Annotated in this window: 19 protein-coding genes; 15 read left to right on the top strand and 4 right to left on the bottom strand. The window is 57.3% G+C overall.

The genetic code is table 11. The annotated features are described in order from the left end of the window. Positions 1 to 74: 74 nt before the first annotated feature. The 6 genes from tilS to ispD all read left to right on the top strand — a co-directional run bounded on the left by tilS (position 75) and on the right by ispD (position 6760). Positions 75 to 1403, top strand: a complete 1329-nt coding sequence (gene tilS, locus DFS28_RS18800; protein ID WP_111451004.1) for a tRNA lysidine(34) synthetase TilS — start codon at positions 75 to 77, stop codon at positions 1401 to 1403. 274 nt (positions 1404 to 1677) lie between these two features. Further along, entirely contained in the window at positions 1678 to 3309 is a 1632-nt protein-coding gene (locus DFS28_RS18795) for a CTP synthase (protein WP_111451003.1), read from the top strand. A 5-nt stretch (positions 3310 to 3314) separates the two neighbouring features. Beyond that, positions 3315 to 4160 carry a 3-deoxy-8-phosphooctulonate synthase gene (kdsA, locus tag DFS28_RS18790; RefSeq protein WP_111451002.1) on the top strand — a complete coding sequence of 282 codons (846 nt, stop codon included), beginning with the start codon at positions 3315 to 3317 and terminating at the stop codon, positions 4158 to 4160. Positions 4161 to 4316: 156 nt separating this feature from the next. Further along, positions 4317 to 5606, top strand: a complete 1290-nt coding sequence (eno, locus tag DFS28_RS18785) for a phosphopyruvate hydratase (protein ID WP_111451001.1) — start codon at positions 4317 to 4319, stop codon at positions 5604 to 5606. A gap of 171 nt (positions 5607 to 5777) precedes the next feature. Beyond that, positions 5778 to 6056, top strand: coding sequence for a cell division protein FtsB (ftsB, locus tag DFS28_RS18780; RefSeq protein ID WP_008028992.1), 279 nt, complete (start codon positions 5778 to 5780; stop codon positions 6054 to 6056). After that, positions 6053 to 6760: a 2-C-methyl-D-erythritol 4-phosphate cytidylyltransferase gene (ispD, locus tag DFS28_RS18775; RefSeq protein WP_111451000.1), complete on the top strand. Its 708-nt coding sequence runs from the start codon at positions 6053 to 6055 to the stop codon at positions 6758 to 6760. The genes ftsB and ispD overlap by 4 nt, the downstream gene beginning before the upstream one ends. A gap of 157 nt (positions 6761 to 6917) precedes the next feature. Here the strand turns inward: ispD and DFS28_RS18770 are convergent, their stop codons facing one another. Further along, a complete protein-coding gene (locus DFS28_RS18770) occupies positions 6918 to 7814 on the bottom strand; it encodes a LysR substrate-binding domain-containing protein (protein WP_111450999.1) in 897 nt (298 codons plus the stop codon). A 107-nt stretch (positions 7815 to 7921) separates the two neighbouring features. Here DFS28_RS18770 and DFS28_RS18765 point away from each other — a divergent pair, with 107 nt between their 5' ends. The 8 genes from DFS28_RS18765 (at position 7922) to rpoS (ending at position 15056) form a co-directional block, all read left to right on the top strand. Continuing rightward, positions 7922 to 9034, top strand: a complete 1113-nt coding sequence (locus DFS28_RS18765; protein ID WP_008154027.1) for an S-(hydroxymethyl)glutathione dehydrogenase/class III alcohol dehydrogenase — start codon at positions 7922 to 7924, stop codon at positions 9032 to 9034. Between the two features lie 8 nt (positions 9035 to 9042). Next, on the top strand, positions 9043 to 9888 hold the full coding sequence (fghA, locus tag DFS28_RS18760; protein WP_111450998.1) for an S-formylglutathione hydrolase: 846 nt from the start codon (positions 9043 to 9045) through the stop codon (positions 9886 to 9888). 43 nt (positions 9889 to 9931) lie between these two features. After that, positions 9932 to 10405 (top strand): 2-C-methyl-D-erythritol 2,4-cyclodiphosphate synthase, encoded by a 474-nt coding sequence (gene ispF, locus DFS28_RS18755; RefSeq protein ID WP_008154023.1) that lies wholly within the window; start codon positions 9932 to 9934, stop codon positions 10403 to 10405. Then, on the top strand, positions 10402 to 11460 hold the full coding sequence (gene truD, locus DFS28_RS18750; protein WP_111450997.1) for a tRNA pseudouridine(13) synthase TruD: 1059 nt from the start codon (positions 10402 to 10404) through the stop codon (positions 11458 to 11460). Before ispF ends, truD begins: the two co-directional genes overlap by 4 nt. After that, on the top strand, positions 11448 to 12197 hold the full coding sequence (gene surE / locus DFS28_RS18745; protein WP_008154019.1) for a 5'/3'-nucleotidase SurE: 750 nt from the start codon (positions 11448 to 11450) through the stop codon (positions 12195 to 12197). The genes truD and surE overlap by 13 nt, the downstream gene beginning before the upstream one ends. Before the next feature lie 41 nt (positions 12198 to 12238). Beyond that, entirely contained in the window at positions 12239 to 12874 is a 636-nt protein-coding gene (locus tag DFS28_RS18740; RefSeq protein WP_177327881.1) for a protein-L-isoaspartate(D-aspartate) O-methyltransferase, read from the top strand. Between the two features lie 211 nt (positions 12875 to 13085). Next, positions 13086 to 13943 (top strand): peptidoglycan DD-metalloendopeptidase family protein, encoded by an 858-nt coding sequence (locus DFS28_RS18735; protein ID WP_111450996.1) that lies wholly within the window; start codon positions 13086 to 13088, stop codon positions 13941 to 13943. A 105-nt stretch (positions 13944 to 14048) separates the two neighbouring features. Next, the gene (rpoS, locus tag DFS28_RS18730; protein WP_008154012.1) at positions 14049 to 15056 is read left to right on the top strand and encodes an RNA polymerase sigma factor RpoS; all 1008 of its coding nucleotides are present in this window, start codon (positions 14049 to 14051) and stop codon (positions 15054 to 15056) included. 480 nt (positions 15057 to 15536) lie between these two features. Here the strand turns inward: rpoS and fdxA are convergent, their stop codons facing one another. From fdxA to DFS28_RS18715, 3 genes are all read right to left on the bottom strand, one after another. Further along, positions 15537 to 15860, bottom strand: a complete 324-nt coding sequence (gene fdxA / locus DFS28_RS18725) for a ferredoxin FdxA (protein WP_008154011.1) — start codon at positions 15858 to 15860, stop codon at positions 15537 to 15539. Positions 15861 to 16002: 142 nt separating this feature from the next. Then, positions 16003 to 18570, bottom strand: coding sequence for a DNA mismatch repair protein MutS (gene mutS, locus DFS28_RS18720; protein ID WP_178082217.1), 2568 nt, complete (start codon positions 18568 to 18570; stop codon positions 16003 to 16005). 225 nt (positions 18571 to 18795) lie between these two features. Further along, positions 18796 to 19815, bottom strand: a complete 1020-nt coding sequence (locus DFS28_RS18715; protein WP_111450994.1) for an acyltransferase — start codon at positions 19813 to 19815, stop codon at positions 18796 to 18798. Between the two features lie 468 nt (positions 19816 to 20283). Between DFS28_RS18715 and DFS28_RS18710 the strand changes: the two genes are divergently transcribed. Beyond that, on the top strand, positions 20284 to 20862 hold the full coding sequence (locus DFS28_RS18710) for a hypothetical protein (RefSeq protein ID WP_111450993.1): 579 nt from the start codon (positions 20284 to 20286) through the stop codon (positions 20860 to 20862). The last annotated feature ends 71 nt before the right edge of the window (positions 20863 to 20933 follow it).

Raw genomic sequence — 20933 nt, 5'->3', positions numbered from 1 at the left:
ACTAATCTGTTGGCTGTTATGCCGCTATCGCGAGAAGGCTCGCTCCCACATTTGTTTTGTGTAAAGGGAACGCTATGAGTCGGCCAATGATTGATTTGCCTGCCAGGCTTTTGCTGAATCTGAAACCGTGGCGCAACGCTACGGCCTGGTGCATCGCCTTCTCCGGTGGTCTCGACTCCACCGTTCTGCTGCACCTTCTCGTACACCTCGCGAAAACCGAATCCTTGCCGGCGCTAAGCGCCATCCATGTTCATCACGGCCTTCAGGCTGTGGCTGATGCGTGGCCGGATCATTGTCAGTCGGTCTGTGATGCGCTGGGTGTGCCGCTGCAGGTTGTTCGTGTGCAGGTTCAACCCGGCGCCAGCCTTGAGCGTGCCGCCCGGGATGCGCGATATGCCGCGTTCATCGAGGCGACTCAGGCCAATGAGGTGTTGATGACCGCCCAGCACTGTGACGATCAGGCGGAAACGTTGTTGTTTCGGCTGTTGCGTGGGGCAGGGGTGAGGGGATTGTCGGGGATGCCACGCCAGCGCCCGCTCGGTAAAGGGCTGCTGCTGCGGCCATTGCTCGATGTCACGCGGGCTGAACTTGAAGCCTATGCGGCGGAGCATAGGCTGAGCTGGATCGAAGACCCATCGAACCAGGATCGGCAATTCTCGCGAAATTACCTGCGCCATCAGGTGTTCCCGGGATTGACCAAGCGCTGGCCGCAAGCGGTAACGACCATGGCGCGAAGCGCTGCGCACCTGAGCGAAGCGCAGGGATTGCTCGATGAGCTTGCGCAAATCGACCTGGCCGGTGCCAGCACGGCCAATGATTTTGATTGGCTGGGATTGCCGTCCCTTGAGCTGGGGCCATTGGCAACGCTGTCCGCTGCTCGTCAGCGTAATGCCTTAAGTCACTGGCTCGAACCGCTGACGCGACTGCCGGACAGTGACCATTGGTCGGGTTGGGAGAATTTACGTGATGCCACCGGCGATGCCTGCCCGATCTGGCGGCTGGCGGATGGCGAATTGCATCGGGCGGGTGGGCGTATCTGGTGGTTGTCCGGCAGTTGGTTGCGCCCGTCGCCCGCCGTCGGAAATTGGCCTGAACCCTCGCTATCGCTGGCGTTGCCGGATAACGGCGTGCTCACACTTACCGGCCAAATCCCCGATGGCTTGCTGCATATCCGCTATCGTGAGGGAGGTGAGGTGATGAATCTGCCCGGTCGCGGCCATCGCGATCTGAAGCGATTGCTCAATGAAAGCGGCGTGCCGGGTTTCGTCCGTGGCAGATTGCCGCTGCTCTACCGAGACGAGCAATTGCTGGCGGTGGCCAACCTGCGGGGCTTGGATGGCAGTGCAAAGGACCGTTGGAATTTGCATTGGCAGCCACCGCACGAAGATCTAGGTTTGAGCTGAAAGGGGCTTTCCGGTAGACTACGCTCCCTTCTTGATACAACTTCTGTGGATTCGCCTGAATTGCAGGAGTTGCCGATTACCAAGCAGTCTTTGCTGGGCGATTCCAAAAAATGTGTAGCGAGCAACGTACCGGTGTTTCATCTTCCGGTCTGTCCCAACGCGGCGGTTTTTTTGAAAGGTGCACTGTGATTAATGCAGGTGATCGGGGGCTTCGGCCTTCCTTCGCTTTCCCCGGCGGCTCGGACCGCTTTAACGCAGACTTCTAGGGTTTTTCATGACGCGCTACATATTCGTCACGGGCGGTGTTGTTTCTTCATTGGGGAAAGGCATTGCATCGGCTTCATTGGCGGCCATCCTGGAGGCGCGGGGACTTAAGGTCACCATGCTGAAGCTGGACCCGTACATCAACGTTGACCCGGGCACCATGAGCCCGTTCCAGCACGGTGAAGTGTTCGTCACCCACGACGGCGCCGAGACCGACCTGGACCTTGGCCACTACGAGCGGTTCATCCGCACGACCATGACCCAGAACAACAACTTCACCACCGGCCGTGTCTACGAACACGTCCTGCGCAAAGAGCGCCGTGGTGATTACCTGGGCGCCACCATTCAGGTGATCCCGCACATCACCGACGAAATCAAGCGCCGGATCATCAAGGGCGCCGGCGATGCCGACGTAGCCATGGTCGAGATCGGTGGCACCGTGGGTGACATCGAGTCCCAGCCGTTCCTCGAAGCGATCCGTCAATTGCGTTTCGAAGTCGGCGCCAAGCGCGCGATGCTGATGCACCTGACACTGGTGCCGTACATCGCCACTGCCGGCGAAACCAAAACCAAGCCAACCCAGCACTCGGTCAAGGAACTGCGTTCCATCGGCCTGCAGCCTGACGTGCTGGTCTGCCGTTCCGATCACCCGATCGACATCTCCTCGCGTCGCAAGATCGCTCAGTTCACTAACGTTGAAGAACGTGCGGTGATTGCGCTGGAAGACGCCGACACCATCTACAAGATCCCGGGCATTCTGCACTCCCAGGGCCTGGATGATTTCGTTGTCGAGCGTTTCGGCCTGCAATGTGGCGGCGCCGATCTGTCCGAGTGGGAAGCCGTGGTCGACGCCAAGCTCAACCCTGAGCATGAAGTCACCATCGCGATGGTCGGCAAGTACATGGAACTGCTGGACGCCTACAAGTCGCTGATCGAAGCGATGAGTCACGCCGGCATCAGCAACCGCACCAAGGTCAACCTGCGCTACATCGACTCCGAAGACATCGAAAACCAGGGCACTGCGCTGCTCGAAGGTGTCGACGCGATTCTGGTACCTGGTGGCTTCGGTCTGCGAGGCGTGGAAGGCAAGATCACTGCCGTTCAATTCGCTCGCGAAAACAAGGTTCCGTACCTGGGCATCTGCCTGGGCATGCAAGTGGCCGTGATCGAGTTCGCTCGTAACGTGCTGGGCTGGAAAGACGCCAACTCCACCGAGTTCGATCGTGCCAGCGGTCATCCGGTCGTGGGTCTGATCACCGAGTGGGAAGATGCCACCGGCGCCGTCGAAACCCGTACCGAATCGTCCGATCTGGGCGGCACCATGCGCCTTGGCGCTCAGGATTGCCTGCTGGAATCGGGTTCCCTGGTGCACGATTGCTACGCCAAGGACGTGATTGTCGAGCGTCACCGTCACCGCTACGAAGTGAACAACAACCTGCTGCCGCAAATCATGGAAGCCGGTCTGAAAGTCACTGGTCGTTCCGGTGATGGCGCCTTGGTAGAAGTGGTTGAAGCCCCGGATCATCCATGGTTCGTCGCTTGCCAGTTCCACCCTGAGTTCACCTCGACACCACGCGACGGTCACCCGTTGTTCAGCGGTTTCGTTAAAGCAGCTTTGGTTCAACACCAGAAGAAGGCGTAAATCCGATGGCCCAGAAGATCATCCGCGTAGGCGATATCGAGATTGCCAACGACAAGCCAATGGTGCTTTTCGGTGGCATGAACGTGCTGGAAAGCCGCGACATGGCGATGCAGGTCTGCGAAGAATACGTAAAGGTCACCCAGAAACTCGGTATCCCTTACGTGTTCAAGGCCAGCTTCGACAAGGCCAACCGTTCCTCCGTGACCTCTTACCGTGGCCCCGGCCTGGAAGAGGGCATGCGGATTTTCCAGGACATCAAGCAAGCGTTCGGCGTGCCGATCATCACCGACGTCCACGAGCCTGATCAGGCCGCGGTCGTCGCTGAAGTCTGCGATATCATCCAGCTGCCGGCCTTCTTGTCGCGCCAGACCGACCTGGTGGTCGCGATGGCCAAGACCGGTGCGGTGATCAACATCAAGAAAGCCCAGTTTCTCGCGCCTCAGGAAATGAAACATATCCTGAGCAAATGCGTGGAAGCGGGTAACGATCAGTTGATCCTCTGCGAACGCGGTTCGAGCTTCGGCTACAACAACCTGGTCGTCGACATGCTCGGCTTCGGCATCATGAAGCAGTTCGAATACCCGGTGTTCTTCGACGTGACCCACGCGCTGCAAATGCCCGGTGGTCGTTCCGATTCCGCTGGCGGTCGCCGTGCTCAGGTCCTCGATCTGGCCAAGGCTGGCATGAGCCAGTCGCTGGCCGGTCTGTTCCTCGAAGCGCATCCGGACCCGGACAACGCCAAATGCGACGGCCCTTGCGCCCTGCGTCTGGACAAACTGGAGCCATTCCTGGCCCAGCTCAAAGCTTTGGACGAACTGGTGAAGAGTTTTCCGACGGTAGAAACCGCGTAATCCTCATTTCTCCGGTAAAGTACCGCACGAATTAATGCTCAGGCCCTCGGGTCTGAGCCTTATCGTCCGCAAGTCTGCCCGCTGCACATTACTTGCCGGCGATACAAGATTTCCTTCAGCTGCGTCGTTTTCGTCAACTTTGGAGTGTTTACAACAATGGCAAAAATCGTCGACATCAAAGGTCGTGAAGTTCTCGACTCCCGTGGCAACCCCACCGTGGAAGCGGACGTGCTTCTCGATAACGGCATCATCGGCAGTGCTTGCGCGCCGTCCGGTGCTTCCACTGGCTCGCGTGAAGCGCTCGAGCTGCGTGATGGCGACAAGAGCCGTTACCTGGGCAAGGGCGTACTCAAAGCCGTCGCCAACATCAACGGTCCGATCCGCGACCTGTTGCTGGGTACAGACCCAAGCGACCAGAAAGCGCTGGATCACGCGATGATCAAGCTCGACGGTACTGAAAACAAAGGTTCCCTGGGCGCCAATGCGATCCTCGCCGTTTCCCTGGCAGCCGCCAAGGCCGCCGCGCAGGACCAGGACCTGCCGCTGTACGCTCACATCGCCAACCTGAACGGCACCCCGGGTATTTACTCGATGCCGGTTCCGATGATGAACATCATCAACGGTGGCGAGCACGCCGATAACAACGTCGACATCCAGGAGTTCATGGTTCAGCCAGTAGGCGCCAAGTCTTTCTCGGAAGGTCTGCGCATGGGCACCGAGATTTTCCATCACCTGAAAGCTGTGTTGAAGGCCCGTGGTCTGAGCACTGCAGTGGGTGATGAAGGTGGTTTCGCACCGAACCTGGCCTCCAACGAAGATGCTTTGAAAGTGATCTCCGAAGCCGTGGCCAACGCCGGTTACAAGCTGGGCACCGACGTGACCCTGGCGCTGGACTGCGCTGCCAGCGAATTCTACGAAGACGGTAAATACAACCTGTCCGGAGAAGGCCAGGTGTTCACCGCTGAAGGTTTCGCTGACTACCTGAAAGGCTTGACCGAGCGTTATCCGATCATCTCGATCGAAGACGGTCTGGACGAGTCCGACTGGGCTGGCTGGAAAATCCTCACCGACAAGATCGGCGAGAAAACTCAGCTGGTGGGCGACGACCTGTTCGTGACCAACACCAAGATCCTGAAAGAAGGCATCGATAAAAAGATCGCCAACTCGATCCTGATCAAGTTCAACCAGATCGGCACCCTGACCGAAACCCTGGAAGCCATCCAGATGGCCAAGGCCGCTGGTTACACCGCCGTGATCTCGCACCGCTCCGGCGAAACCGAAGATTCGACCATTGCCGACCTGGCTGTGGGCACCGCGGCTGGCCAGATCAAGACCGGCTCCCTGTGCCGTTCGGACCGTGTTTCCAAGTACAACCAACTGCTGCGTATCGAAGAGCAGTTGAATGGCAAAGCCAAGTACAACGGTCGCAGCGAATTCCGCGGTTAATCGTTAATTGGTAAAAAGACACCGGATTGTGTCGGAAAAATCGCTACAGCGATGGATTTGCCACTAATCTGATGCCTTATAAGCACAAGCCTGGGTCTTCCAGGCTTCGTGCTATCAGAAGCTTCAAAGTTTTGGCATGGCTGTCTTTTTTCACTGGATACCTGATATTCGATGCGCAGTCCCAATTGGTTGTTCCTCGTCTTGCTCCTGCTGCTGGCTGGCCTGCAGTACCGCCTGTGGGTGGGTAATGGCAGTCTGGCGCAAGTGGCCGAACTGACTCAGCAGATCGCAGATCAACACGCTGAGAACGAGGGGCTGCTTGAGCGTAATCGAGTGATGGACGCTGAAGTCAGTGAATTGAAAAAGGGCATGGAGACCGTTGAAGAGCGGGCTCGTCATGAGTTGGGCATGGTCAAGGACGGTGAAACCCTTTACCAGTTGGCTCAATGAACCCCTCGTTACCAGCCTTCTGGGCTGTAATTCCTGCCGCGGGCGTCGGTGCCCGTATGGCCGCGGACCGTCCCAAGCAATACTTGCAACTGGGCGGGCGCACTATTCTCGAACACAGCCTCGGCTGTTTCCTTGATCATCCTTCCCTGAAAGGGTTGGTGGTCAGTCTTGCTGTTGATGATCCTTATTGGCCGAACCTGGCGTGTGCTTGCGATCCGCGAATTCAGCGGGTTGAAGGTGGCTCCGAGCGTTCCGGGTCGGTACTCAATGCGTTACTGCATTTGCATGCGCAAGGCGCCGACGATGAGGATTGGGTGTTGGTTCACGATGCCGCGCGGCCGAATCTGAGCCGTGATGATCTGGACAAGTTGCTGGGTGAACTCGCAGATGATCCGGTTGGCGGACTGCTGGCGGTTCCGGCACGCGATACCCTCAAGCGGGTCGACAAGCACGGTCGCGTGGTCGAAACCGTGGATCGCAGTGTGATCTGGCAAGCCTATACGCCGCAGATGTTTCGCCTAGGGGCGTTGCATCGGGCGTTGGCCGACAGTCTGGTGGCCGATGCGGTCATCACTGACGAAGCTTCGGCGATGGAGTGGGCGGGTCTGGCGCCGCGCCTGATCGAAGGCCGGTCCGACAACCTCAAGGTTACGCGCCCCGAAGATCTGGAATGGTTGCGCCAGCGTTGGGCTAATCGCCGCTGATTGATTCGTTGACTGTTCTGCCGCCATCGCGAGCAGGCTCGCTCCCACAGTGTTTTGCGTTGCCCGGCTTTTCGGTGTTCGCCAGCGACCCCTGTGGGAGCGGGCTTGCTCGCGAAAGCGGTATCTCAGCCAATAAAACTGGCACTGAAAACATACTTTAGCTCCGATACTCCGGCCGCTCAGCCAATCCTTCCTTCAAATAATCCACCAGCTTGCGGACCTTCGGCGACAAATGTCGCTGCTGTGGATAAAGCGCCCACACGGCGGTGTTCGGCGGTTGGTGAGCTTCCAGCAGCGAAATCAATTCGCCGTTTTTCAGATGCTCCAGCACGTAGTAGTCCGGCAGCTGACACAAGCCCACTCCCTGTAACGCCGCATCCAGCACCGCTTGCCCACTGTTGCAGCGCCAGTTTCCCTGTACTCGCTGGGAAAATTCCCGCCCGTTCTGTTCCAGTTGCCAGATGTCCGAGCTACCGATGAGGCAGTTGTGGCGGCTCAGTTCCGACAAGCTATGCGGGCGGCCGTAGCGCTCCAGATAGGACGGCGATGCGCACAGGTACATGCGTCGTGGCGCCAGGCGTGTCGCTACCAGCCGCGAGTCCTGCAGGCGACCGAGACGGATCGCCAGGTCCAGCCCTTCGTGCACGAGGTCGAGTTGACGATTGCTCAGTTCGATGTCGATGCGCAGTTGCGGATAGAGCCCCATGAAACGGGTTACCAGCGGCACGATGAATCGTTCGCCGTACGCCACGGCGCAGGTCATGCGCAGCATGCCTTTGGGTTCACTGGTCAGGTCACCCACCGCTCGCAGTGCTTCTTCGCGTCCATCCTGCAGGCGCTGGCAATGTTGCAGAAAGGTTTGCCCTGCCTCGGTCAGAGTGACCCGGCGGGTGCTGCGATAAAGCAGTCGCGTCTGAAGGCGCTCTTCGAGGCGTACTATTTGTCGACTGATGTGGGAGGAAGAAACCCCGAGGCGTTCCGCGGCAGCCGTGAACTGACTGCACTCGGCCACGGCGACGAACTCGTCAATACCTTCCCAGCGGTTTTCGGACATCAAGGATTATCCCTGTATGGCAATAATGTTTTGCTTTTGTCCGGATTATTCACCGTCAGGCGGTGTATTACACTCACTGTCTCGTTTTAATTCACTGGAGAATCCACATGATCAAGTCGCGCGCTGCCGTTGCCTTCGAGGCCAAGAAACCCCTCGAGATCGTTGAAGTCGATGTCGCCATGCCCAAGGCCGGCGAAGTCCTGCTGCGTGTGGTTGCCTCCGGTGTCTGCCATACCGACGCCTACACGCTGTCGGGTGCGGACCCGGAAGGTATCTTCCCGTCGATTCTCGGTCACGAAGGTGGCGCGGTGGTCGAGGCTATCGGTGAGGGCGTGACCTCCGTCGCAGTCGGTGATCATGTGATCCCGCTGTACACCCCGGAATGTCGCCAGTGCAAATTCTGTCTGTCGGGTAAAACCAACCTGTGTCAGGCGATTCGCGCGACTCAGGGTAAAGGCCTGATGCCGGATGGCACTTCGCGTTTTTCCTACAAAGGCCAACCCATTTTCCACTACATGGGGACGTCGACGTTCTCCGAGTACACCGTGCTGCCGGAAATTTCCGTCGCCAAAATTCAAAAAGAAGCGCCACTGGAAAAAGTCTGCCTGCTGGGCTGCGGTGTCACCACCGGCATCGGTGCCGTTCTTAATACCGCCAAGGTAAAACCAGGTGATACCGTCGCCATTTTCGGCCTCGGCGGCATCGGTCTTTCGGCAGTCATCGGCGCCGTCAAAGCCAAGGCTGCGCGGATCATCGCCATCGACATCAACCCGGCCAAGTTCGAGATCGCCAAGCAGTTGGGTGCAACCGATTGTGTGAACCCGAAAGATTTCGATCGTCCGATCCAGGAAGTCATCGTCGACATGACCGATGGCGGCGTCGACTTTTCCTTTGAATGCATCGGTAATGTGCAATTGATGCGCGCTGCACTCGAGTGCTGCCACAAAGGTTGGGGCGAGTCGGTAATCATCGGTGTCGCCGGTGCAGGCCAGGAAATCTCCACGCGTCCATTCCAGCTGGTGACCGGTCGCGTCTGGCGCGGTTCGGCGTTCGGCGGTGTGCGTGGCCGTACCGAGTTGCCAAGCTATGTCGAGATGGCTGAAACCGGCGAAATCCCGCTGGATACGTTCATCACCCACACCATGGGCCTGGAAGATATCAACAAGGCGTTCGACCTGATGCATGAAGGCAAGAGCATCCGTTCCGTCATCCATTTCTGAGGTCGGTCATGAGCCTGGAAAATATCTCCTGTCAGAAAAGCTTCGGCGGCTGGCACAAACGCTATCGGCACCGCTCCGATGTGCTCGGCTGCGACATGGTGTTTGCCGTGTACCTGCCGCCGCAAGCGGAGCAGGGCGGCAAGCTGCCGGTGCTGTACTGGTTATCCGGCCTGACCTGCACCGACGAAAACTTCATGCAAAAGGCCGGCGCCATGCGCATGGCCGCCGAGCTGGGGCTGATCATCGTTGCCCCGGACACCAGCCCTCGCGGTCCTGATGTGCCGGGTGATCCGGATGGCGCCTGGGACTTCGGTCTCGGTGCCGGGTTTTATCTGAATGCCACGCAGGAACCCTGGTCGCGGCATTATCGGATGCATGACTATGTCGTGCAGGAATTGCCCGCATTGGTCGAAGCCCATTTCCCGGCCTCGGGCAAGCGCGGCATCAGCGGTCATTCCATGGGCGGCCACGGCGCGCTGGTCTGCGCGTTGCGTAATCCGGGACGCTATCAGTCGGTATCGGCGTTCTCGCCGATCAACAATCCGATGGACTGCCCTTGGGGGCAAAAAGCCTTTTCCCGCTACCTGGGGGAAGACCGATCGAAATGGCGCGAGTGGGATGCCTGCGTCCTGATTGCCGAGGCGAACGAGAAGCTGCAGCTGCTGGTTGACCAAGGTGATCGCGACGATTTCCTGGCCACCCAGCTCAAGCCTGAAGCCTTGCAACAGGCCGCCAAACTGGCCGGTCATCCGCTGACGTTGCGCCTGCAACCCGGCTACGACCACAGCTATTTCTTCATCGCCAGCTTCATAGACGATCACTTACAGCATCACGCGCGCGCCCTAGGCGTGTAATGCAGGTAGAATCACGCCCTGACAAAAATCGGGGCGTTTTTTTATGCGTATTGGCCACGGCTATGATGTGCACCGTTTCGCTGAAGGCGATTTCATTACTCTGGGCGGCGTGCGCATTGCACATGGCTTCGGGCTGCTCGCTCATTCCGACGGTGACGTCCTGCTGCACGCCTTGAGCGATGCCTTGCTCGGCGCCGCTGCGTTGGGTGATATCGGCAAACATTTTCCGGACACCGACCCGACATACAAGGGCGCCGACAGCCGAGTGCTGTTGCGTCACGTCGTTGCACTGATCCACGCCAAGGGTTGGAAAGTCGGCAACGTCGATAACACCATCGTCGCCCAAGCGCCGAAAATGGCCCCGCATATCGAATCGATGCGCGCGCTGATTGCCGCGGATCTTCAAGTTGAGTTGGATCAAGTGAACGTGAAAGCTACCACCACCGAAAAGCTCGGCTTTGTCGGTCGCGAAGAGGGCATAGCCGTGCACTCCGTTGCCTTGTTGCTGCGCGCATGAACGAACTGCAATTGCTCGGCCCGCGGGCCTATGGCGAAGCCCTCGGCACCGCAGTACTGAAAGCCACGGCGGAAGATTTTCAGGTCGATGAAGTCCTCAACATTCCCCTCAGTGGCGACGGCGAGCACTTGTGGATCTGGGTGGAAAAACGCGGTCTGAATACCGAAGAAGCGGCACGACGGATCGCCAAGGCGGCGGGCGTGCCATTGCGCACCGTCAGTTACGCGGGCCTCAAGGATCGTCAGGCGCTGACTCGCCAGTGGTTCAGCGTGCAGCTGCCGGGCAAGGCTGATCCTGATCTGTCGGCGGCGGAAAACGATACGCTGAAGATCCTCAAGACCGGCCGGCACAAACGCAAGCTGCAACGCGGTGCTCACTCGGCCAATGGCTTCACGTTGCGACTGACGCAATTCGCTGGCGACAAAGCGGCGATCGACGAGCGTCTACTACTGATCGCCAAGCAAGGTATTCCCAATTATTTCGGCGCCCAGCGTTTTGGGTTTGACGGCGGTAACGTGGTCGATGCCCGTGCCTGGGCGGCGCGTAAAGCGTTGCCGGAGCAGCGCAACGTGCGTTCGCGTCTGCTCTCTACGGCGCGCAGTTTTCTGTTTAATCAGGTGTTGGCGGCACGTGTCGCCGATGGCAGCTGGCAGCGTGCCCAGGTTGGCGATCTGCTGGCCTTCACCGACAGTCGCAGCTTCTTTCCGGCAGGTGAGGCCGAGTGCAGCGACCCGCGTCTGGCGATTCTCGATCTGCACCCGACCGGTCCGCAGTGGGGCGAAGGTGACTCGCCGACCACTGGCGCTGTCCATGAACTGGAGCAGGCAATCGCCACTCGCGAAGCGGACTTGCGTGATTGGTTGATTAACGCCGGTATGAGCCACGAACGTCGCATCCTGCGGCTGCCCATTAGTGGGTTGACGTGGCATTATCCCGAGCCTGACATTCTGCAACTGGAATTCGTCCTCCCGGCCGGATGCTTCGCCACCGTATTGGTGCGCGAGCTTGTTGATCTGGTGCCGGTGGGGCAGACGGACAGCCCATGCGTATTCTGATTTCTAACGACGATGGGGTAACCGCACCCGGTCTCGCCGCGCTTTATGCTGCGCTGGCGGATTACACCGAGTGCGTGGTTATCGCCCCGGACCAAGACAAAAGCGGCGCCAGCAGCTCGCTGACGCTCGACCGTCCGTTACACCCGCAAACCCTGGCCAACGGCTTTATCAGCCTCAATGGCACACCGACCGATTGCGTGCACCTGGGCCTCAATGGCTTGCTGGAACGCGAGGCGGACATGGTGGTTTCAGGCATCAACCTGGGCGCCAACCTGGGTGATGACGTGTTGTATTCCGGCACCGTGGCGGCGGCCCTTGAGGGACGTTTCCTGGCACGGCCTTCGTTTGCCTTTTCGTTGGTCTCACGGCAAGTGGAGAACCTTCCCACAGCCGCGTACTTTGCGCGCAAACTGGTAGAGGCTCACGCGGACCTTGAACTGCCACCGCGTACGGTACTGAACGTGAACATTCCCAATTTGCCGCTGGACCACATCCGCGGTATTCAACTGACCCGCCTCGGACATCGCGCACGTGCTGCGGCGCCGATGAAAGTGGTCGATCCGCGCGGTAAATCCGGTTACTGGATTGCGGCGGCGGGGGATGCCGAAGACGGCGGCCCGGGCACCGATTTTCATGCGGTGATGCAAGGCTATGTTTCAATCACCCCACTGCAACTGGATCGCACCTTTAATGATGCCTTCAGAAGTCTCGATGGCTGGCTGGAGGGGCTGAACTAATGGCTCGTGAACAAGACGATATTCTGCGTCGTGGCATCGGGATGACCTCACAACGGACCCGTGAGCGCCTTATTCAGCGCCTGTATGAAGAGGGAATTTGCAACGCCAAGGTGCTGGAAGTCATTCGCCGTACACCGCGACATCTGTTCGTCGACGAGGCGCTGGCTCACCGCGCCTACGAAGACACGGCGTTGCCGATCGGCAATAACCAGACCATCTCGCAGCCTTATATGGTGGCTCGCATGAGCGAGTTGCTGCTGGAGGCAGGTCCTCTCGACAAGGTGATGGAAATCGGCACCGGCTCGGGCTATCAGACGGCGGTGTTGTCGCAACTGGTCGAGCGGGTATTTTCCGTCGAACGCATCAAGGTTCTGCAAGACCGGGCCAAGGAACGCCTGGTGGAACTGAACCTGCGCAACGTGGTGTTCCGCTGGGGCGATGGTTGGGAAGGCTGGCCGGCGCTGGCACCTTACAACGGCATTATCGTGACCGCGGTGGCGACCGATGTACCTCAGGCGCTGCTTGATCAATTGGCACCGGGAGGGCGGCTGGTGATCCCGGTCGGATCGGGTGAGGTTCAACAATTGATGCTGATCATCCGGGAAGAGCAGGGCTTTTCCAGGCGTGTTCTGGGGGCTGTACGCTTCGTCCCGTTACTCAATGGGCCACTTGCCTGAGCATTTGTTTCAGGGCGCTGAATTCTCTTTGATCGCTCCTGTCTTACAGCGGCATCGATCAGTTAAACGGGATTCATCGTCAGGCAGCAAACGTGTGCGCGAAGCCGTTTCGCTTCATTAAAGGTAAAGGCTGCACGGCCCGTTATACTTGCGACATTTCATGCCGGAACACGGCAATCCACATTTTCAGCCACCACAAAGGGAGCGGCGGGTGAGTCTCACAGTCATTGCGCAGCGAATGGGTAAAACGAGCTTTCAGCGCCTGGTGACTGGCCTTGTCTTGAGCACCTTGCTGGTCGGTTGCTCCAGCAACAAGTCGAGTGATGCACGCGTCGTCGATCGCAGCAACGCCGTCGCCCAGCGTCCGGCAGTGACCACGGGTCAATACGTCGTCCGACCTAAAGACACCTTGTTTTCCATTGCCTTTCGCTACGGTTGGGACTACAAAGCCCTCGCGGCACGCAACAACATTCCTACGCCTTATACGATCCATCCGGGTCAGACGATTCGCTTTGACGGTCGCACCGGTTCAACGCCGACGCCGGTGGCCAGCACCACCGATTCAACGCCTTCTTCGTCGCTGAAAACCACGGTTATCCGGCGTCAGGCGAATGGCGCAACCACCAGCACAGCGGTGGTTACACCGTCCGTCGGCAGCAAGCCGACCCCTGCTCCGATGCCTCCTGCCGGTCCGGCCCCGACCGGCTGGGGGTGGCCATCTAATGGCATTCTTATTGGAAAATTCTCTTCAAACGGGAGTTTGAATAAAGGAATTGATATCGCCGGGGATTTGGGACAGCCTGTTTTAGCTGCGTCTGATGGGACGGTGGTATACGCCGGGAGTGGCTTAAGGGGCTACGGCGAATTAGTCATCATCAAACACAGCGATACCTACGTTAGCGCCTACGGACATAACCGCAGGCTGTTGGTTCGGGAGGGGCAGCAGGTCAAGGTCGGACAGACAATTGCCGAAATGGGGTCAACGGGTACAGACCGGGTGAAGCTGCATTTTGAGATTCGCCGACAAGGTAAACCAGTAGATCCGCTGCAATTCCTGCCGCGTCGTTGATCGCTTTCCAGCCTGTTCCGTCGCGTAGAGGGAACAGGTTCCAGCGTTGCCAAGGATAAAGGCGCCGCTTGAGCCTGAGGTCGAACTCACCAAAGGACTATAACAATGGCTCTCAGTAAAGAAGTGCCGGAGTTTGACATCGACGATGAGGTTCTCCTTATGGAGACCGGCATCGGTACGGATTCGATGTCGAATGATGAAGGGGCTGCTCCACCTTCCGTTCGTGCCAAATCCAAACACTCCGCCTCGTTAAAGCAACACAAGTACATTGACTACACGCGTGCGCTCGATGCCACGCAGCTGTACCTCAATGAGATTGGTTTTTCCCCTCTGCTATCCCCCGAAGAAGAAGTTCATTTTGCGCGCTTGTCGCAAAGTGGAGATCCGGCCGGGCGCAAACGCATGATTGAAAGTAACCTGCGGCTGGTGGTGAAAATCGCCCGGCGTTACGTCAATCGTGGTCTGTCGCTACTTGACCTGATCGAAGAGGGCAACCTCGGTCTTATCCGGGCGGTAGAGAAGTTCGACCCCGAACGCGGCTTCCGCTTTTCGACCTACGCGACCTGGTGGATTCGTCAGACCATCGAGCGCGCGATCATGAATCAGACCCGGACCATCCGGTTGCCGATTCATGTGGTCAAAGAGCTCAACGTGTACCTGCGGGCTGCACGGGAGCTGACGCAAAAACTCGATCACGAACCCTCACCCGAAGAAATTGCCAACCTGCTGGAAAAACCAGTAGGCGAGGTCAAGCGCATGCTCGGCCTGAACGAGCGGGTTTCTTCGGTCGACGTCTCGCTGGGTCCGGATTCGGATAAAACCCTGCTGGACACCCTTACCGATGACCGTCCAACCGATCCATGTGAACTGTTGCAGGATGACGACCTGTCCCAGAGCATCGATCAATGGCTCTCGGAGCTGACCGACAAGCAACGCGAAGTGGTGATACGCCGCTTCGGCCTGCGCGGTCACGAGAGCAGCACGCTTGAAGATGTAGGCCTGGAGATTGGCCTGACCCGGGAGCGGGTCAGACAGATTCAGGTTGAAGGCCTGAAGCGTCTTCGGGAAATTCTCGAGAAGAATGGCCTGTCGAGCGAGTCGCTGTTTCAATAAGTAATTTGCTGGCTGGCATAAAAACCCCCGACTGGTTCGGGGTTTTTTATTGCCCGGGAAACAGGCTGGGAGTTCCCTCCGTCATCCCTCTGGTTTGTAGTCTCTCGCTGTAAGTGTTTGCTTACTCTTTCGTAAGTGTTCGCTAATTGAATGGGTAGCAGTCGTACATATTCTTACGTGAGATATGGTTAACTAGTTGATTTATATGATTATTTTTTAAGATTAATAACTTGTGACAGGTCATTTCAGCTATCGGGGGCGATTGCTCTTGGTAAGGAATTCTCTAGTATCTGAACTGTGTCGACGGACAGACACACCCTTCAAGGATGAGGGGGAAGGACATCGCAGGAAGCGATTCATCAGGACGATGAAAAGGAACACAGGGAATAGGGAAAAATGTGGGCGGGTCAAACCGCCCCTTTTTTTGCCTGCAGAAAAGCAAAAAGGCCCGCGAGGGGCCTTTTTGAGAACGCGGGGTAATCAGCGTTCGAGGTCTTTGATCTTGCCTTTGACGCCATCCCACTCTTCGGCATCGGGCAACGATTCTTTCTTCTCGGTGATGTTGGGCCAGATTTCCGCCAGCTCAACGTTCAGCTGAATGAATTGCTGCATGTCTTCCGGGACTTCATCTTCGGAGAAGATGGCCACGGCAGGGCATTCTGGTTCGCACAGTGCGCAGTCGATGCACTCATCCGGGTGAATCACCAGGAAGTTCGGGCCTTCGTAAAAGCAGTCCACCGGACACACTTCTACGCAGTCGGTGTACTTGCACTTGATGCAGTTGTCGGTGACGACGAAGGTCATTTCTATTTTTCTCCTCAGGCGGCGGCAGCGGAGCCCCTTCACGTTGGGGTCGCCAGGTTTGGGAGCGATAGTCTGCTGGTCAGGCTATAAGCCAGCAGCATCCCAAACCGCGCGAGATTCTAACAGCTTGCAGGCAAGTGCGTTAGATCCGTGTCTTTAGTGTATAGAGCATTTCGAGCGCACGACGCGGTGTCATGTCGTCCAGATCAAGTTTTGCCAGATCATCCAACACCGGATGCGGCAGGCTGGCGAACATGTCGCTTTGCTGCGGCGCGGCCGGTTTGCCTTTGGCGGTCTTGGGAACTTCATGAGGCAGGGCGGTCGCTTCCAGCCGGCCCAGGTGTTCGCGAGCGCGCACGATCACTTCGCTCGGCACACCGGCCAACTGCGCAACCGCAAGGCCGTAGCTCTGGCTGGCAGGCCCTGGCAGCACGTGGTGCAGGAACACGATGCGTTCGTTGTGCTCGGTGGCGTTAAGGTGAACGTTGGCCACCAGCGGCTGGGCTTCCGGCAACACAGTCAGCTCAAAGTAGTGGGTGGCGAACAGCGTATAAGCCCGCAGATATGCCAGGCGTTCGGCCGCAGCCCACGCCAGGGACAGACCGTCAAAGGTGCTGGTGCCGCGACCGACTTCGTCCATCAGTACCAGGCTGCGCTCGGTGGCGTTGTGCAGAATATTCGCGGTTTCGCTCATTTCGACCATGAAGGTCGAACGCCCGCCGGCCAGGTCATCGCTGGAGCCGATCCGGGTAAAGATCCGGTCCACTAGAGACAACTCGCAACTGGCTGCCGGCACGAAGCTGCCGATGTGTGCCAGTAGCACGATCAGAGCGGTCTGACGCATGTAGGTGGATTTACCGCCCATGTTCGGACCGGTGATCACCAGCATGCGGGTGTTGTCGTCGAGGCTCAGGTCGTTGGCCACGAACGGCGTGGTCAGTACTTGCTCGACCACCGGGTGACGACCCTGGCTGATGCGCATGCACGGCTCACTGACGAAGCGCGGGCAGTTCAGATCGAGGTTCAGCGCGCGTTCGGCAAGGTTGCTCAGCACGTCCAGTTCGGCCAGTGCCGCGGCGGTGTCTTGCAGCGGTGGCAACTGGGAAATCAAATCTTCGAGCAGTGCTTCGTAGAGCATCTTCTCGCGCGCCAGGGCGCGGCTCTTCGCCGACAGGGCCTTGTCTTCGAACGCCTTCAGTTCCGGCGTAATGAAGCGCTCGGCACCTTTTAACGTCTGGCGACGGATATAGTCTGCCGGCGCCGATTCGGCCTGCTTGCTTGGCAACTCGATGAAGTAGCCATGAATGCGGTTGTAACCGACTTTCAGGTGCGACAGACCGGTACGGGCTTTCTCGCGTGCTTCGAGGTCGATCAGGAACTGCCCGGCGTTTTCGCTGAGCGATTGCAAATCGTCCAACTCGGCGTCGTAACCGGTTTTCAACACGCCGCCGTCACGGATCACGGCGGGCGGGTTGTCGATGATAGCTTTTGCCAGCAGCGCCGCCAGTTCCGGGTAGGTGCTGGTGGTCTTCGCCAGTTGAATGATGTGCGGAGCTTCCAGCTCAGTCATCGCCACTTGCAACTCAGGCAATGCACCAAGCGCATCGCGCAGGCGAGCCAGGTCACGAGGGCGGGCATTGCGCAGGCCGATCCGCGCCAGGATTCGCTCGATGTCGCCGATTTCCTTGAGTTGCGGTTGCAGCTTTTCGAAACGGTAACCGTCGAGCAGGCAGGTAATCGAGGTCTGGCGCGCCAGCAATACGGTCAGATCCCGCAGCGGACGGTTCAGCCAACGGGTCAGCAGGCGGCTGCCCATGGCGGTTTGGCAGCGATCGACCACTGATTGCAACGTGTTGTCGCGGCCGCCGGCCAGGTTGGTATCCAGTTCCAGGTTGCGACGGCTCGCGCCGTCCAGCACCACGGTGTCGTCCAGGCGTTCGTGGCGCAGGCTGCGCAAATGGGGCAGGGCGGTGCGCTGGGTTTCCTTGGCGTAGCTGAGCAGGCAACCGGCGGCGCCGATGGCCAGGGTCAGGTTCTCGCAGCCGAAACCTTTCAGGTCCTGGGTGGAAAACTGCTGGCAAAGACTTTTCAGCGCCGAATCACGTTCGAAATCCCACGGCGCACGGCGACGAACCCCACGACGTTTTTCCGCCGGCAGGTCTTTCGGCCAATCATCCGGGATCATCAGCTCCACCGGATTGACGCGCTCCAGTTCTGCCAGCAGGTTTTCCCAGCCCTTGATCTCCAGTACGGTGAAGTTGCCGCTGGTGATATCCAGCACCGCCAGGCCAAACAGACGTTCGTCACCCAGCACCGCTGCGATCAGGTTATCCCGGCGCTCATCCAGCAGCGCTTCATCGCTGACCGTACCCGGTGTGATGATCCGCACCACCTGACGATCCACCGGCCCTTTGCTGGTCGCCGGGTCGCCGACCTGCTCGCAGATCACCACCGACTCGCCGAGCTTGACCAGTTTCGCCAGGTAACCTTCCGCGGCGTGGTAAGGAATCCCACACATCGGAATCGCCTGACCCGCCGACTGCCCGCGGGCGGTCAGGGTGATGTCCAGCAATTTGGCGGCCTTCTTCGCGTCTTCATAGAAGATCTCGTAGAAGTCGCCCATGCGGTAGAACATCAGCTGGTCAGGGTGCTGGTTTTTCAGGCGCCAGTACTGCTGCATCATTGGCGTGTGGGAGGATAAATCTGAAATTGCTTTATTCATCAGTGGCTTATGGATAAATGTCAAAGTCTTTGGGTGAAATGGGGCATTCGATTCGAAAATCCCGAACCTATAGCCTCGCTTGATCAGCACATGCCAAGGTTAACATGCTTGGCCCCAGGCTTACTGACAGGCTGCACGACCATTGGCAGCGGCCATGCTCCGCGCGATGAATTCACCGTCGAGATCTAAAGATTCGGTCTCGTAAATCAACTTCTAATTGGGTGCTGAAAGCTTCTTGATCTTAGGTTGAAAGATATACTTGAGGCATGCGGAGGACGGTAGTTCAACGTACTTGTAGCTTACATAAGAGCAAAGCAGGACGGCAGCGCAAATCGTTACTAATGCCATCGTTGAGTCTAAATTGGTTTTTTTCTGGAAGGCGAGTACAAAAAATATAATTATCGGGTGTGATAAGTAGGTTGAGTAGGACCAATCCCCAAGCTTGTTTATTTTACTTTCCTTGGAAAAGCGGTGTTCTTGAGAGATCAGTGCAAGCATTATGGCAGCACAGGGCAATCCGATGCGTAGGGGGTTGTGGTCGACGAACCTCGACATAGCAATTACGATGGTCGATATTGCGAAAATCAATATTGCGATGGTTATGGATATCGAGCGGTGGTAGCCACGTTTATAGATTTCCGCAATAAAAACGCCAAACAAGAAATTGTAAATTATTGGTGTTTCGTAGAATGCGAATGAGCCTCCTAGCTTGGGTGCGAAAGTTTGTATGAGTACGATTCCAATAAAAAGCCCAGCAGTAAGTAGATACTTCGGAATGAGCAGGGATAAAGCAAAAATCAAATAGAAAACAGCTTCAAAATTTAACGTCCAACCTACAGATAACACTGGAAATAGGCCGAGCCCTGAGGGGTTCTGTGCTGGCAAAAACAACATGCTTTTTAAGAAGAAATCCAAGCTGATTCCAAGGGCTGGCATTATGCTTGGTGCCACAATTATTGTGAGCGCGGTGATCAGGGTGTATAGCCAGTAGGCTGGCACTATTCGAGCTATTCGGTGAATGGCAAATTCTTTTGGGGAGATTGTTTTTTTAGAGGTCGATGCGTAAATAACGAAGCCGCTGATGATAAAGAAAATATCTACGCCTATCGATCCATAGTTGTAGAGTAATGCAGTAATCATGTTGCTTTCTTTATTTCCAGAAAGTTGTACGTAGTGATGCAGTACCACGATCCATGCAGCGAAGGCCCTAAGAAACTGTATGGAATTCAGCATTTAGTTATGTCTTGAAATGTACAAGTGTACCAGTGTTGATAGGGGCGTGTAGCCCTATATCAGGTTTCAAGAGGTATGAAATCCGGCTTCAACGATTCTCATCTCTTCCCGCCATCGATTTTTTTGTCTGAAGGAGGATAATCGCCACCGCAAAGCCGAGTGACATCTTGCCCGTACAGTTTGGGGCGAGGCTCGCGGTGAAAATTTCATCAGTCAGGCCGCTGTGGCCTGGCAGCAGTGTGGGCGGTGACGGAATAAGGCTGGAGGAAGGGGTGTTGCGCCCGGGGAAATTGAAGTGACAGCCGCAGAATCTGCATGGCTAAGCGCGGAACCAGATACCGTGCGCGCAGGATGTTCCCACGGTGTTGATTTGATTTTTAACTTTAGGGACTCTGATACCTTAGAGCGCGGATGCTAGACGCTGGTTTTCTTGGCGTTTAGTCAATATAGAGGGAGTGGCAGTGATCAATGAAGAAGAAAATTCTGGTTTATGGGTCGACAGAGTTTGGAGCCGTCGTGCGCGAGCTGGTACGGCACTGCGGGGCGCATTTCGCCGGTTTCGTCGATGACTGGCACGCCGGCGAGGGTATTATTGGGACGCTGGCGGACGTTATCCAGACGTGTCCGCCTGAAGAGTATGACTTTGCCATTGCCATCGGGTACAAACACCTTGAGGCGCGTCGATGCAAGTTCGACGAGCTGCTAGCTCATGGGTACTGCCTGCCATCTTTCATTCATCCACAGGCATACGTGAGTGACAGCACCACGATTGGTGCTGGCGCCTTGGTTATGGCGCGTGCTGTTCTGGACATCAGAGCGCAGGTGGGGGATCTTGCCGTTGTATGGCCTGGGGCTGTGATCAATCACGACTGCGTGGTCGATGGAAACACCTTTATTTCCCCGAATGCCACTCTCTGCGGACACTCCAGGGTCGGCATCGATACTTTCATTGGTGCCGGTGGGGTGGTGGTAGATCATACGTCTGTGCCAAGTGGCTCATTCATAAAGGCCGGATCGGTCTTTGTTCGAAAGAAGGCCAGCAACTAGACATCCTGGGGCATCCAGGCAAAAAATAGTGTTGCCGGCAGATGGATTTAGTTGCAGTGCCGAGAGGTTCG

Source organism: Pseudomonas sp. 478 (genome assembly GCF_003254125.1).
In the GTDB taxonomy this organism is placed as follows: domain Bacteria; phylum Pseudomonadota; class Gammaproteobacteria; order Pseudomonadales; family Pseudomonadaceae; genus Aquipseudomonas.
This window is presented reverse-complemented; position numbering and strand designations above follow the sequence as displayed.

Excerpts from the sequence above, each read along its gene's own strand:
- tilS (WP_111451004.1), top strand. The coding sequence starts at position 75 with ATGAGTCGGCCAATGATTGATTTGCCTGCCAGGCTTTTGCTGAATCTG.
- DFS28_RS18795 (WP_111451003.1), top strand. The coding sequence starts at position 1,678 with ATGACGCGCTACATATTCGTCACGGGCGGTGTTGTTTCTTCATTGGGG.
- kdsA (WP_111451002.1), top strand. The coding sequence starts at position 3,315 with ATGGCCCAGAAGATCATCCGCGTAGGCGATATCGAGATTGCCAACGAC.
- eno (WP_111451001.1), top strand. The coding sequence starts at position 4,317 with ATGGCAAAAATCGTCGACATCAAAGGTCGTGAAGTTCTCGACTCCCGT.
- ftsB (WP_008028992.1), top strand. The coding sequence starts at position 5,778 with ATGCGCAGTCCCAATTGGTTGTTCCTCGTCTTGCTCCTGCTGCTGGCT.
- ispD (WP_111451000.1), top strand. The coding sequence starts at position 6,053 with ATGAACCCCTCGTTACCAGCCTTCTGGGCTGTAATTCCTGCCGCGGGC.
- DFS28_RS18770 (WP_111450999.1), bottom strand. The coding sequence starts at position 7,814 with ATGTCCGAAAACCGCTGGGAAGGTATTGACGAGTTCGTCGCCGTGGCC.
- DFS28_RS18765 (WP_008154027.1), top strand. The coding sequence starts at position 7,922 with ATGATCAAGTCGCGCGCTGCCGTTGCCTTCGAGGCCAAGAAACCCCTC.
- fghA (WP_111450998.1), top strand. The coding sequence starts at position 9,043 with ATGAGCCTGGAAAATATCTCCTGTCAGAAAAGCTTCGGCGGCTGGCAC.
- ispF (WP_008154023.1), top strand. The coding sequence starts at position 9,932 with ATGCGTATTGGCCACGGCTATGATGTGCACCGTTTCGCTGAAGGCGAT.
- truD (WP_111450997.1), top strand. The coding sequence starts at position 10,402 with ATGAACGAACTGCAATTGCTCGGCCCGCGGGCCTATGGCGAAGCCCTC.
- surE (WP_008154019.1), top strand. The coding sequence starts at position 11,448 with ATGCGTATTCTGATTTCTAACGACGATGGGGTAACCGCACCCGGTCTC.
- DFS28_RS18740 (WP_177327881.1), top strand. The coding sequence starts at position 12,239 with ATGACCTCACAACGGACCCGTGAGCGCCTTATTCAGCGCCTGTATGAA.
- rpoS (WP_008154012.1), top strand. The coding sequence starts at position 14,049 with ATGGCTCTCAGTAAAGAAGTGCCGGAGTTTGACATCGACGATGAGGTT.
- fdxA (WP_008154011.1), bottom strand. The coding sequence starts at position 15,860 with ATGACCTTCGTCGTCACCGACAACTGCATCAAGTGCAAGTACACCGAC.
- DFS28_RS18715 (WP_111450994.1), bottom strand. The coding sequence starts at position 19,815 with ATGCTGAATTCCATACAGTTTCTTAGGGCCTTCGCTGCATGGATCGTG.
- DFS28_RS18710 (WP_111450993.1), top strand. The coding sequence starts at position 20,284 with ATGAAGAAGAAAATTCTGGTTTATGGGTCGACAGAGTTTGGAGCCGTC.